The organism is Bacteroides mucinivorans (genome assembly GCF_034654355.2).
Lineage (GTDB): Bacteria > Bacteroidota > Bacteroidia > Bacteroidales > Bacteroidaceae > Bacteroides > Bacteroides nordii.
The window spans coordinates 5,462,101-5,476,236 of the sequence record NZ_CP178179.1 but is presented as its reverse complement, the minus strand read 5'-3'; the positions used below and the strand labels follow the sequence as shown (position 1 = coordinate 5,476,236).

The 14,136-nt window shown below is 42.5% G+C and carries 10 protein-coding genes; all 10 read right to left on the bottom strand.

Features of this window, described 5'->3' with window-relative positions; genetic code table 11:
• Window positions 1-76: 76 nt before the first annotated feature.
• The 10 genes from ftsZ to VCM39_RS20705 all read right to left on the bottom strand — a co-directional run bounded on the left by ftsZ (window position 77) and on the right by VCM39_RS20705 (window position 14,093).
• Complete coding sequence (gene ftsZ, locus VCM39_RS20750; RefSeq protein WP_002558771.1) at window positions 77-1,390, bottom strand: cell division protein FtsZ; 1,314 nt, start codon at window positions 1,388-1,390, stop codon at window positions 77-79.
• 81 nt (window positions 1,391-1,471) lie between these two features.
• Window positions 1,472-2,905, bottom strand: a complete 1,434-nt coding sequence (ftsA, locus tag VCM39_RS20745) for a cell division protein FtsA (RefSeq protein WP_221651518.1) — start codon at window positions 2,903-2,905, stop codon at window positions 1,472-1,474.
• A gap of 58 nt (window positions 2,906-2,963) precedes the next feature.
• Complete coding sequence (locus VCM39_RS20740; RefSeq protein ID WP_221651519.1) at window positions 2,964-3,701, bottom strand: cell division protein FtsQ/DivIB; 738 nt, start codon at window positions 3,699-3,701, stop codon at window positions 2,964-2,966.
• A 30-nt stretch (window positions 3,702-3,731) separates the two neighbouring features.
• Window positions 3,732-5,126 (bottom strand): UDP-N-acetylmuramate--L-alanine ligase, encoded by a 1,395-nt coding sequence (gene murC, locus VCM39_RS20735; RefSeq protein WP_289291556.1) that lies wholly within the window; start codon window positions 5,124-5,126, stop codon window positions 3,732-3,734.
• Window positions 5,123-6,235 (bottom strand): undecaprenyldiphospho-muramoylpentapeptide beta-N-acetylglucosaminyltransferase, encoded by a 1,113-nt coding sequence (gene murG / locus VCM39_RS20730; protein ID WP_289291558.1) that lies wholly within the window; start codon window positions 6,233-6,235, stop codon window positions 5,123-5,125. The genes murC and murG overlap by 4 nt, the downstream gene beginning before the upstream one ends.
• 73 nt (window positions 6,236-6,308) lie before the next feature.
• Window positions 6,309-7,601, bottom strand: a complete 1,293-nt coding sequence (locus VCM39_RS20725; RefSeq protein ID WP_221651522.1) for an FtsW/RodA/SpoVE family cell cycle protein — start codon at window positions 7,599-7,601, stop codon at window positions 6,309-6,311.
• 29 nt (window positions 7,602-7,630) lie between these two features.
• Window positions 7,631-8,965, bottom strand: coding sequence for a UDP-N-acetylmuramoyl-L-alanine--D-glutamate ligase (gene murD / locus VCM39_RS20720; protein ID WP_221651523.1), 1,335 nt, complete (start codon window positions 8,963-8,965; stop codon window positions 7,631-7,633).
• A 170-nt stretch (window positions 8,966-9,135) separates the two neighbouring features.
• Window positions 9,136-10,404, bottom strand: a complete 1,269-nt coding sequence (gene mraY / locus VCM39_RS20715; protein WP_322933872.1) for a phospho-N-acetylmuramoyl-pentapeptide-transferase — start codon at window positions 10,402-10,404, stop codon at window positions 9,136-9,138.
• Window positions 10,405-10,481: 77 nt separating this feature from the next.
• Entirely contained in the window at window positions 10,482-11,933 is a 1,452-nt protein-coding gene (locus VCM39_RS20710) for a UDP-N-acetylmuramoyl-L-alanyl-D-glutamate--2,6-diaminopimelate ligase (protein ID WP_322933871.1), read from the bottom strand.
• 60 nt (window positions 11,934-11,993) lie between these two features.
• Window positions 11,994-14,093, bottom strand: coding sequence for a penicillin-binding protein (locus VCM39_RS20705; RefSeq protein WP_323674036.1), 2,100 nt, complete (start codon window positions 14,091-14,093; stop codon window positions 11,994-11,996).
• Between the last annotated feature and the right edge of the window lie 43 nt (window positions 14,094-14,136).

Below are 14,136 nucleotides of genomic sequence, written 5' to 3'. Positions count from 1 at the left end.
AACTATATTTACAATTTAGCGATTTACAATTTACAATTAAAAAAAACTCTTATTTCTTTAATTTTCAACTCTCAATTCAAAAAGTGATTAGTCCGCTTTCGTCCACGGCTTCTTCCGTTGCGATCTCTTCTTCCAAAGCTGCCTTTGCTCTGATTTTGCCAAGAGTAGTTTTATCACGTTGGTAGGTTGGTGAATCTTCTACCATTGCAATGATATCGTCATTATCCAGATCTTCAGCACTGAAAATATAGATATGACGACGTTTACGAATATTTTTACTTCCAATGCTGCTGGCACTTTCGCCATATGCTTTGCGAATACGTTCTTTGTTTTTCTCCTTCTCTTCTTCCAGTTGGAGTTGGCGTTCTTCTTCTTCTTGACTGCGTTTCTCGAGCACACTGTCCATACCTGGCACGTCTTCTACACCAAATCCGGTAGCAAGTACGGTTATTTTTACTTTCTTATCCAGTGAATTGTCCATAGCCACACCCCAGATTACTTCTACTCCTTCACGGAATTTGCTCATGAACTCGTGAATTTCGTTCATTTCTTCCATCATCAGTTCTGAGTTAGGACAGAAAGAAACATTCAGCATGACCTTCTTTGCGTTGAAGATATCGTTGTTGTTCAGTAGCGGTGAGTGCAGGGCATCATCGATGGCCTTTGTCACACGATTTTCACCCTCTCCGAAACCAGTACTCATAATGGCTACGCCACCATCTTTCAAGATCGTTTTCACATCTGCGAAGTCCAGATTTACCGTACCACGCATGGTGATAATTTCAGCTATACTTTTGGCTGCGATAGAAAGTGTATCATCCGCTTTTCCGAACGCATTCATAAAAGTAAGGTCTGAATAGATTTCTCTCAGGCGTTCATTGTTGATAACCAACAGAGCATCTACATGTTGGGCGATACGCTCTACACCATCCAATGCCTGGATGATTTTCTTTTCTCCTTCGAAGATGAAAGGGATAGTTACGATACCTACAGTCAGGATATCCATCTCCTTGGCGATACGGGCTATAACAGGAGCAGCACCGGTTCCTGTTCCCCCTCCCATTCCGGCAGTGATAAATACCATTTTGGTACCATCATTCAGTAGGGTCTTGATGTCTTCGATACTTTCTTCGGCTGCATCACGTGCCCGGTCGGGGCGGTTACCTGCTCCCAGACCTTCCGTAATGTTACGACCTAATTGTAGTTTCACCGGCACGGGCGATTCTGCCAATGCCTGATTATCTGTATTACAGAGAACGAATGTTACGTCATGTATACCCTCCCTGTACATGTGGTTTACGGCGTTACCGCCACCACCGCCTACACCAATTACTTTGATGATCTTTGGCGAATCTGTCGGGAAATCGAATTGTACTATCTCGTCCGTCATGATATTTATTATTTATTCCCTATGGTCATGACCATTATCTGATATTGACACTAAGGTACGTTTTCTATTTACAATTTACTATTATTTCATATCGTCATCCGAGAAGATCTCGTTAGAAATCTTATTGAAAGTCTTTTCAAACCAACTGGGACCCTCTTTTTTCTTCTTTCGTGCCTCTTCTTTCTTACGTTTTTCTTCTTCTTTACGACGTCTGTCTTCGTCCCGGCGTCGTTTATCTTCTTCATCTTTTTTCTTCTTTGCTTCGCGGGCGGCAGCTTCCTGTTCTTTCAGTGCTTCATCTTCTTCGAACATATTGACCGGTTCGGTTATGACAGGTTGCGAATGAGTTACGGGACGTGCTTCTACCAGACAGCAGTTCTCTTTCCCTTCAAAAAGCAAACCGAATAATGTATTTTGTGTGCCGTCTTTCTTTATCAGATTGCTGTCTGTCTGTATCGTATTGCGGATACTTCTGGCAGTTCGTATCTTTTCAATCTTACTCCTTTTGCGAAGCATAGTATCCAGATTTTTCAGATTAGCGGCTCCACCGGTGATGATAATGCCGGACAATAATTTGTCATCGTAGCCTGATAACTGAATTTGATTCCATACATTTGTGATGATTTCTTCTGCCCGCGCTTCGATAATGTTGTTTAATGCTTGTAACTCGACTGTACGACTTCCGTCCTCGAGTTGGCAGGTAGCAGCTTCTTCACTCTCTTCTTCCTCGTACATTACATTCCCGAAAGTTGTTTTCAGGCGTTCGGCTTCTTCCTCTTCCATCTGCATGGAAGTAATGTCACGTGTAATGCTGTTTCCACCTAATGGCAATACAGTGAGGAAACGAAGAATATTATTTTTATAAACAGAGATTGTAGTGGTGTCAGCTCCGAAGTCGATAAGTGCACAACCGGAACGGCGCTCACTTTCGCTTAGTACGGCATTGGCAGTTACTAATGGAGAGATAAGCAGGTCGGCTATTTCTATTTTAGCCTGTTCGAAACAGCGTTCCAGATTCTTTTTGATCGAAGCCCGTGCTACGATATTCAGGAAACGCCCCTCTATATGGCTACCGGCCACTCCTACAGGATCTGCTTGCAGGTTGTTCCCGATCTTATATTCCTGTGGGGCAACATCCAATATATCCATGTCTACCAACGGAATTTCCAGATTCTCATCGCAGATAGCATCCACTAACTCTTGCGAGATGATTGTTTCTTCGTTCAGATCACGGCTTACGACATTCCGTACGGTACGGAGTGATTGTCCGCCGATACCTACATATACCTTGGCGATTGAGTTTTTCAGATCGCCTTCCAACTTGTTAATGATGGATGTAAGGCTTTGGGCTGTCTTATCCAGATTATAGATAATTCCTTTTCGGATGAACGAAGAGGAATCTTCTTTGGCATAAGCCAACACCTGCATACTTCCGTCACTGTTCTTTCTTCCGGCAATGCCGGTAACCTTTGATGAACCCAGTTCAATAGCGGCGATAAATTCTGTTGTTGCCATATTTCTTATTTACGATTTTACAATTTACAATTTACAATTGGCTGCGCGCAGGCATTCATCATTGATGCTTGGTGCAGATAATCTGGTTACTGAACTCCAGACTGATGCGTGAATATTTATTCCATCCCACCTCGTTCAAGGCTTTCCTATAGAATGTTTTCAGGCGATCCAGCTTATCTTCAAAGTGTTCCAGTTTTCCAAGATAGACAATATGATCACCTACCCGTGGTACCAATTCAATATCCTTGCCGGGTAGTACATGAATTTGTTCTATCTGAGCATCCCAGAACGGATTGTTCTGCAAAAATACACCAAACTTATATAAATCCCTCATTGCAAACGACTTTTCTACATTTCCGGTTACAATTGTCCGGCGAGCTACGCATTTGGCTTCGGGGGGCATGATGGTTCCTTTGTTATCTACGTAATAGTTCTCGCCATTATTGCTCATGATACGGAGGATTGGAATACGCTGTTTAACTTCTACGCAGAGTTTGCCACTGGGAGTTTTATAGCATTCTGTTTCGTCAATAAGCGGGTGTTTATCCAGTTCCCGTTCCAGGGTTTTAGTCTGGATACGTTCCATTTTCTTTCCTACGGGGTAGATTCCTTTCTTTTGTAGTATTCCGGCTACTTCGTCTTTGGTTACGAAACCGGCATAAACCGTGTCCTTGATAATTAATTCCATGTCACGACAAACCTGGTTGGCCGGTTTACGGTTGAATACTGTCACGGCTATACATAGATAGGCAGTGACGAGCAACAGGACGAGGGATAAAAGAATCCGTTTCAGCATAATGACATTTACAATTATACGATTTACAATTTATGATTGAGGTTTGTTCAATCTTGTATTTAATTTTTCTGTAATAGATGGAACATAGTTGTCTATGTCACCAGCTCCAAGAGTGATTAATACTTCTATATTCTTGTTTTCCAGGATATTCAGTATTTCTTCTTTTTTACACATACATTTTTCAATACCGGGACGGAGATTATCGTAAATCAGTTGGCTGGTTACTCCCGGTATGGGTTGTTCACGCGCCGGGTAGATATCTACCAGAATTACTTCGTCCAAGAGGGATAAACTACTTGCAAAATCTTTATAAAAATCACGCGTACGTGTATATAGATGAGGTTGAAAAATAGCTGTAATCTTTTTGTCTTTATACAATTCGCGGATAGACAGCACACTCTGTTTGATCTCTGACGGATGATGAGCATAATCACTCAGAAAGACTACGCGATCGTTTTTGATTTTGAAATCGAAACGACGGTCCACCCCATGGAAACTCGCCATACCTTGTTTAATTTCCTCATTAGTAACACCATTCAGGTGAGCAAGTGCCATGGCAGCCACTCCATTTTCAATGTTGATACTTATGGGTACCCCCAGTTGGATATCGTTGATACGTACATCCGGTCCCACAAAGTCAATGAAAATCTCACCGTTTCCGATACGGATATTTTCAGCATGGAAATCACCTTCGTCGCGCGAATAAGTATATACTTTCACTCCTTGCTGTACCTGAGGTTGCAGCGAAATACCTTTGCGAATAATCAATGCACCACCTGGCTGAATAAGCGTGGTGTAGTGCTCAAAACTTTCAAGGTATGCTTCTGCTGTTCCGTAGATATCCAGATGATCGGGATCCGTAGATGTGATGACAGACATGAACGGAGATAGCCAGTGGAAGGAACGGTCAAATTCATCCGCTTCGATTACAGTGTACGGGCTTGTCTTCGAAAGTAGCAGGTTAGTTCCATAATTTTTGGAAATACCTCCTAGGAAAGCTGTACAGCCCACATGTGACTGGTGTAACAAATGTGCAGTCATCGTCGAAGTAGTTGTCTTTCCATGGGTCCCGGCTACGCAAAGCCCTTTACTGGAGTGTGTAATGGTTCCCAGTACTTGAGCGCGTTTCTGTATTTCAAAACCGTTGTTACGGAAATAAACCAGTTCGGCATGTTCCTGTGGTACGGCGGGTGTCAGTACGACGAGGGTACTTTCCTTGTCTTTACATACTTCGGGAATCAGGTCTGCATCTTCTTCGTAGTGTATTTGTGCACCTTCGGCAATAAGGCACTCAGTTAGTTCGCTGGGAGTACGGTCATAACCGGCTACAAATTTTCCTTTGGAAAGAAAGTAGCGTACAAGTGCACTCATTCCGATGCCACCGGCACCAACAAAATAGACTGATTTTATAGTTTCGATATTCATTGTTGTGCTAATTTTATCACTTCTTTTGCTATGATAGTAGCAGAGTCCGGCAATGCTAACTTTGCTATATTCTCACTTAAATCTTTTAATTTCGTAGCATTGGTAATTGTTTCTAATGCTACGGACAACAGTTTCTCTTCTGCTTCTACATCTTTTACATATATAGCAGCCTGCTTATTGACTAGGGCCAATGCATTTTTAGTCTGATGGTCTTCAGCTACATTAGGCGAAGGAACCAGAATAACCGGTTTGTTCAGCAGACAGAACTCTGATATAGAACCCGCACCAGCCCGGGAAATCACTAAATCGGCTGCTGAATAAGCTGTGGCCATGTCTTTAATAAAGTCTGCTACATACAGATTCGGAATTTCTCCTGCTGCCTTAACAGCTTCCATTACTTGTTGATAATATATTTTTCCTGTTTGCCAGATGAATTGAATGCCGCTTGTTTCTTTTATGGTTTGTAACCCTGCTATCAGCGTATTATTAATGGTACGTGCGCCAAGGCTACCTCCCAAGATCAGTATTGTTTTCTTTTCCGGACTGAGTCCGAAAGCCTGTATGGCCTCTTCCCGGCTCTGATTATTGGTGAACAGGTTTTGGCGAACCGGGTTTCCTGTCATCAGTATTTTAGCTGCCGGAAAGAATTTTTCCATACCATCATACGCCACACATATTTTACATGCTTTCTTTGCTAATAACTTATTGGTTACTCCTGCATAAGAATTTTGTTCTTGTATCAGAGTTGGAACTCCCATCATACCAGCCATCTTCAGAGTTGGTCCGCTGGCATAGCCACCAACGCCTACTGCTACCTGAGGGCGAAACTTCTTAATGATACTTTTTGCTTTCCATTGACTACGCGCCAGTTTAATGAGTACAGCGAAGTTCTTCCACAGACGTTTGCGGTCGAATCCGGCAACCGGCAGTCCGATAATCTCATAACCAGCATCAGGTACACGTTGCATTTCCATTCGGCCTTCAGCACCAACGAATAATATTTTAGCATCAGGACATTGCTCTTTTATGGCATTGGCGATGGATACAGCCGGAAAGATATGTCCTCCTGTGCCACCGCCACTGATGATAATTCTAAGCTCTTTTTCCATTATACATTATTTTAGTGAACTACTGATTGCGGATATCATAGGATATCGGGACGCAACGACCTGTAACTCTCAACTATTTTTCTTTCTCAAACTCTGCATCACTATTCAATACCTGTGCTGTAGGTTCTGCAACTATCTGAGCCTCGGTTGTTTCTGCTGCTATCTGCATCTGTAGTTGTGCATCACGTTCTTTCTGCTCTTCAAGATACGCAGTATAACGACTTACACTCAGTATCATACCGATATAGGCACAATTTATTAAAGTTGAAGTTCCTCCTTTACTGATGAGTGGCAGAGGCTGACCTGTCACCGGGAATAAACCAACGGCTACCATCATATTTAAAATCGCCTGCGATACCAACATGAGTGCTATGCCCATTACCAGAAAAGCCGGGAATGTTCGTTCACATTTTTGGGCTATACGTCCGGCACGTACCAGTAGCCAGATATAGAGGCAAACTACGAAAGCTCCTCCCACCAGGCCAAGCTCTTCTATAATGATGGCAAATATAAAATCAGAGAATGCCTGACTTAAAAAGTCGCGTTGAATAGAGTTACCAGGTGCTTTACCAACAAAATTACTTGTTGCAATAGCAATACGGGCATGCGCTATCTGGGCATCTTTGTCTATATCAAACTTAGCAGCCGGTACTTCCTCTTTCTCTGTGAAGTTGGTGATACGACTTTTCCATGTGTCAAAACGGTGTAGGAAAGGAATATCCGAATCCTTTGGAATCGCCAGCAGAAACACGACACCTATTATACCTACCAATCCCAATGAACCTATTAAAAGAAGTAGTTTCCGTGCTGCTACCCGTCCGATAAACATCATCAGAAATACAACTCCGAATAGTAACATTGCTGTTGAAAGGTTTTCCGGAGCAATCAACAGGCAAACAAGCCCGGTGATAATCATGATGTATTTGAATGCCTTCGGATTGGCTCCTTCGTCATCCTGTCTTTTGGATAGAATAAAAGAAACTGCAATAACCACAGCCATCTTTGCCAGTTCCGATGGCTGGAACTGTAATCCCATGAACGACATCCAACGTGCTGCACCATTGACGCGATCGCCTGTGATAACACCCATCAGCGTAACGAAAGCCAGCAGTACAACAGAGACAGGATATAGGAAAACAGGAAATACCTGAAACCATTTATAAGGGATATTGTGCATCAACACTACAACAACGGCCCCCACCATCAGGATGATAGAATGCTGTGTGATCGGTCCCCAGTGGTCCCCGCTCTTATACGTCAGGGTGCTGGCTGCCGAAAACACCTCAATGATTGAGATGAGGCAGAGGCAGAGAAAGATAATCCAGATTACCTTATCGCCCTTGAATATGTTCTTTAATAGATCCACTGTTTAATTTAAAAATTAAAGATTAAAAATTAGAGGGCGCGAACGTACTCTTTGAACTGGTCGCCACGATCTTCGTAACTCTTGAAGAGATCGAAGGAGGCACAACAAGGACTTAACAGTACGGTTTCACCTTTTTTAGCCAGTTTATATGCAGCTTCTACTGCGTCTTTCATGCCGGTCTGTACATCGGCTACCGGTAATCCGAACCGGTCGAAAAAAGCATGTAGCTTTTCATTGTGCAGTCCCAGATACACCAATGCCGAACATTTCTCGCGTACCAGATCTTCTATTTCTGTATAGTCATTTCCTTTATCCTTACCACCAAGTATAAGTACTGTTTTGGTTGTCATACTTTGCAGAGCATACCAACAGGAGTTTACATTGGTAGCTTTGGAGTCATTGATAAAATCAATACCACCTACACGGGCTACTTTCTCTAAACGGTGTTCCACACCTTTAAAATCCGACAATGCTTTGCGGATATCTTCTTTGGTAATACCGGCAAGATTGGCCGAGATACCTGCTGCCAGTGAATTATAGAGATTATGTTGTCCGGTCAGTGCCAACTTCTCTTGTTCCATGTTGAACGCAATTGGCTCTGTGATTTTTACCTCATTATCCTCTACATAGGCAATTGCTCCATCCTCTTTTACTGCTGCGAATGGGTATAAGTGTGCCTTTAGGCCATGCTTTTCCAGTTCTCGTTTGATGATAGGATCGTCATTCCAGAAAATGAAAGCATCGTCCTGAGTTTGGTTTTGAGTAATACGGAATTTTGCATCAATATAATTTTGCATACAGTGATCGTAACGATCCAGATGATCCGGCGTAATATTCATCAGGACAGCGATGTTTGCACGAAATTCGTACATGTTGTCCAGTTGAAATGAACTTAGTTCGATTACATAATAATCATGCTTGCCTTCTGCTACTTGCAAAGCCAGGCTTTTTCCTATATTTCCTGCCAGTCCCACATTTAGTCCTGCACTTTTAAAAATGTGGTAAATGAGGCTGGTTGTTGTTGTTTTTCCGTTTGACCCGGTGATACAAACCATCTTTGCATCCGTATAGCGTCCGGCAAATTCTATTTCCGATATAATCGGCGTGCCTTGTGCCTTTAGTTTCAGAATCAATGGAGCGTCATTCGGAATCCCCGGGCTTTTTACCACCTCGTCGGCGTTCAGAATCAATTCTTCGGTATGATGGCCTTCTTCCCAGGCAATACCGTGGCTGTCGAGTTGTTTCTTGTATTTGTCCTTAATGGCGGACATATCTGATACAAACGTCTCGAACCCTTTTACCTTGGCTAATACGGCAGCACCTGCGCCGCTTTCACCTGCTCCTAAAATTACAACTCTTTTCATTCTCAATAATGTGCTAATAGGCCAATATGCTAATGCACCAATGGCAGTGCACAAACTTTAGTGGTTAATAATCCGGTTAATTCTCTTTGTTATCTTTGGGGGGCATGCTTCATTACTCCATTGGCTTTTCTTAATCGGCACATTGGCATATTGACGCATTGAATCTTTATTTATCTTATCTTTAATGTAATAATCGTTATGGCTGCCAGGACAATTGTTACAATCCAAAAGCGAACTGTGATTTTTGATTCGTGAAACAGATTGTCCGGTTTTGTAAACACTACCCGGCATCCGTCTTCTATCTGATTCATTGATGTACGGAAATGGTCGTGTATAGGCGTACGTTTAAAAAGACGTTGTTTCACTCCTTTGAGTTTACCAACTTTATAATAAGCACGTTGCAGAATTACCGACAGGTTTTCAACCAGGAACACACCACAAAGAATCGGGATCAGTAATTCTTTGTGTATGATGATGGCAAATACGGCGATAATGCCGCCAATTGTCAAGCTACCCGTATCTCCCATAAATACTTGTGCCGGATATGCATTGTACCATAAGAATCCTATCAGTGCACCGATAAATGCACAGATGAAGATTACCAGTTCTTCCGATCCGGGGATATACATGATGTTCAGGTATCCCGCGAATTCAATATGGCTCGATACATATGCGAGTATTCCCAGTGTTAATCCGATAATGGCGGAGTTACCCGCAGCCATACCGTCCATACCGTCATTCAGGTTGGCTCCGTTGGATACGGCTGTCACCACAAAGATGGTGATGATAACGAACAATATCCAACCGGCTGTTTGAGCATGATCACCCATAAAAGCTACCAGATCGGCATAGTCAAGGTTATTGCTTTTAAAGAATGGAATGGTAGTCTGAGTAGACTTAAGATCATTCGTTCCATGTATAACCTCCATTTCACGTCCGGGAGTTTGTACTTCGATGTTTTCACGAATTACCACATCCGGGCTGAGGTATAAGGTTAATCCGACAATCAGCCCTAATCCTACCTGACCGATAATTTTAAACTTACCGTGTAATCCTTCTTTGTCTTTTTTGAATATTTTGATATAGTCATCGGCAAATCCCAGTGATCCCAGCCATATAGTGGTAATGAGCATCAATATCATGTAGATATTGTGTAATTTTCCTAGCAACAGGCAAGGTATCAAAATGGCTACAATGATGATAACTCCTCCCATGCTGGGCACACCTACTTTGTTGACGCCAAAAGGATCGATTTTAGCATCACGCTGTGTTTCCGTGATTTGCTTTCGTTTCAGCAAGTTGATAAACTTGTCACCCCAGATACTTGAAATCAGCAGTGCCAGAATGATAGCCATCAATGCACGGAAAGATGTATATCCAAACATTCCCGCCCCGGGGAAGTTTAACTTATGTAGCCACTCAAATAGATAGTATAACATGATTTTAGTGATAAGGGATTAGTGATAAACGATTAGTCGGCTGTGCTGTCAGGCTGCATAGCACTAATCATTAATCACTAATCATTAAACATTTCTTTCAGTATCTCTTTATCATCAAAGTGATGTTTCACTCCTTTTATCTCCTGATAGTTCTCGTGCCCTTTTCCGGCAACGAGAATTACATCTCCTTTTTCGGCCAGCATACAAGCGGTGCGAATAGCCTCTTTACGGTCTGTAATACTGATTGTTTTCTTTCTGTCCTCTGTGTCCAGACCAGCTAACATATCATTTATGATGTCCTGAGGTTCTTCAAAACGAGGGTTATCCGATGTGATGACAACGCGATCACTTGCTTTGGCAGCTTCTTTGGCCATAATAGGACGCTTGCCTTTGTCACGGTTACCTCCGGCACCTACTACGGTAATCACTTTTCCTTTTCCTTCGAGTACTCCATGAATGGCATTCAGCACATTTATCAGAGCATCCGGAGTATGTGCATAATCAACAATCGCTGTATATCCCTGTGGCGAACGAATGGCATCAAAGCGTCCGGCTACCGGATGAAGTGTACTGAGTGCTACCAGTACGTCTTCTTCTTTCTTACCAAGCAACACTGCTGCACCAAATACAGCCAGAAGATTGGAAGCATTGAATTTGCCTATGAATTGTACCATCAATTCATGGTTATTGAAATCAAGCAACATTCCTTCAAAGTGTGATTCCAACACTCTGCCTTTGAAGTCACTCAAACTTCTCAGAGAGTAGGTGTACACCTTCGAACGTGTGTTCTGCGTCATTACCAGCCCGTTTTTATCATCCAGGTTAGTAAGACAGAATGCACTCTTGGGTAGGTCATCAAAGAATTTTTTCTTTGCTTTCAGATAGTTTTCTACTGTCTTATGATAATCCAGATGGTCGCGGGTCAGGTTGGTGAAGATACCTCCTGCAAACTTTAAACCACTGATACGTTTCTGAGCAATGGAGTGGGAACTTACCTCCATGAAAACATATTTACAGCCTTCATCAGCCATTCTTCCCAGCAATAGGTTTAGTGTGATAGGGTCAGGAGTGGTATGCTCAGTCGGAATTGCTTCATCATCAATATAGTTACATACAGTTGAGATGAGTCCTACTTTATATCTGAAATAACGGAATGTATTATATAATAAGGTAGCGATTGTTGTTTTTCCGTTTGTTCCGGTTACACCCACCAATTCCACTTTTGAAGTAGGATCTCCAAAGAAAGTAGTGGCAACTTTACCGGTTGCGTCTTCGCTGTCTTTCACTTGTATATAGGTGATACCTTCTTCCGGATGTTCAGGCATATCTTCACAAAGCACAGCTATGGCTCCTTTTTCAATTGCTGCGGGAATATATGCATGCCCGTCTGCCTGTGTACCACGCATAGCCATAAATAAATGGCCTGCCTCCACTTGTCTGGAATCAATGTTGACTCCTGTTATTTCTATGTCCGAAGCTCCGATAACTTGTATCGGTTGAATAGCCTTTAATAATTCATTTAACTTCATCTTCTTTTTTTATATTCGGTTGACACGTACTACTTATTCAAAATCTTCACTTCCATCTCTCTAATGCAGTACGAGTGTTATTGTTTGTCCCTTCTTTACTCTCGTTCCGTTAGCTATCGACTGGCTTTTCACCTTGCCTACACCTACCAGGTTTACTTTCACTCCTCTGCTTTCAAGCAAATAAACAGCGTCTTTTGCCCCCATGCCTATAACGCTGGGTACAAAATCCCGCATGAGGTCTCTGCTTTCCAGAATAACACTTTTGGGAGCTGCATGTGTACTTCCCCAGGTTTCTTTGCCACTCTTTAAGTCAAATTTGCTTTGGCTTTGTATGCTTAGTTCATCCAGTACCCGTTTGGCATCATTCATCTCTCCGGCTTTTACGTCGGGAATGACTACGCTATTTGTGTCGATGGCATTTGTCAAAGGCAAACGCAGGTCTTTTGCATATACTCTTTCTGCAATTTTGCCAAATACACTACCTGCCATCAAACCTCCCGAAGCTGGTAACCCGGGTTTCTGAATCGAAACAATACAGCTGTATTTCGGAGCCTCCGAAGGAAAATATCCGCAGAAACTAACCAGATAATTTGTTCTTCCGGTCTTATATCCGGCAGCACCTTGTGAGATCTGTGCCGTACCTGTTTTTCCCGAAACGGCAAACTGCTTACTACCTGCCGGTCCTGCCAATCCCTGATGAACAACTTTGTACAAAATCTCTTGTATCTGCTTCAATGTATTGTCTGAACAAATTTTCGGATTAATCACCTCCGTTGGAAACTCTTTTACTACTTCTCCATCCTTCACAGCTGCTCTTACAAATTTGGGGCGTACCATAACACCATTATTTGCAATGGCATTATAGAACGTCAGGATATTCATGGGTGGTACCTGAGTTTCATAACCAATACTCATCCAGGGAAGAGTTGTTTTTGCAAAATAGCGTTCTTTGGGCCCTTTGATATTTGGCTTACCTTCTCCTGATATCTGTAAATGTAGGGGTTGGTCAATGCTCATACGTTTCAGTCCATCTACAAACTTTTGTGGTTTGTCATGATAGAATTGATCTATAATGCTTGAAGTGCCCACGTTGGATGATACTTCAAGAATACGTGTTACATTGATTCTTCCGTATCCGCCACGATGCCAGTTCCAGTCTCTCATTGCACGTCCATACATCATTTTGATACCGTTTCCCGTATCTACTTCATAGTCCGGAGTGATGTGTCCGTCTTCCAAAGCTACCATAATGGAAGCAGTCTTGAAAGTGGATCCCGGCTCAAGCATGTCACTGATAGCATTGTTACGCATTTCGTAATAGTTACCGTCTGCAGCTTTCATCATGTTGACTATCGCTTTGACTTCTCCTGTTGAAACCTCCATCAATGCAACAACGCCTACACTGGCATTTAACTCTTTCAGTTTGTCCACCAGTGCCTTTTCGCAAATATCCTGCATTCCTACATCAATGGTGGCAATAAGATCACAACCATCTATGGGAGGAATGTCTACGATGTTAAGGTATTTGTTCATTACCTTCTGACGGTGTGTGATTCCGTCCCGTCCTTTGAGCAATGTATCAAAAGCCAGTTCAATTCCATTCTTTGCACCTTGTGCTGTGTCAGCGTAAAGATCCCCTAAGGTACGAGCTGCCAGAGAACCGAATGGTTTCTTGCGTTGGTTGTATGCCAGTTCATGAAATCCGCCTTTATATTTGTTCATGTTAAAAACAGGCAGGCGTTTGGCTTCTTTGTATTGAATGTAAGAGATTCGTTTGGGATAGAGCAGGTAGTTCCGGCTTCCTTTTTTTATTCCCTTTTGAAGATGCGCTTTAAACTCGGCAGCACTTTTGTCTGGAAATATCTGGTGTAATCCTTCGCAGATCTCATTCATGTGTTTTTTTAATGAGTCTATTTTAGCAGGAGCTCCAGCTTTAAAGTCCATGTAGATGCGATATTCCGGCAGTGAACTTGCCATTAATTTACCGTCGGATGAGATAATATTACCCCGGTTCGGTTTTACGGTTACATTCTCCTTTACAAAACGGTCTGCTACATCCTGCCAGTATTGTCGTTCGGCAAACATGGTAATGCCTGCCTTTACAACAATTGCTACTCCCACCAACCCCATGATGAGGATGACGAAGAAGTAACGGGTCATTATGTTTTTTTTATTAACTGCCAAGACTATTAACTGTTTAACG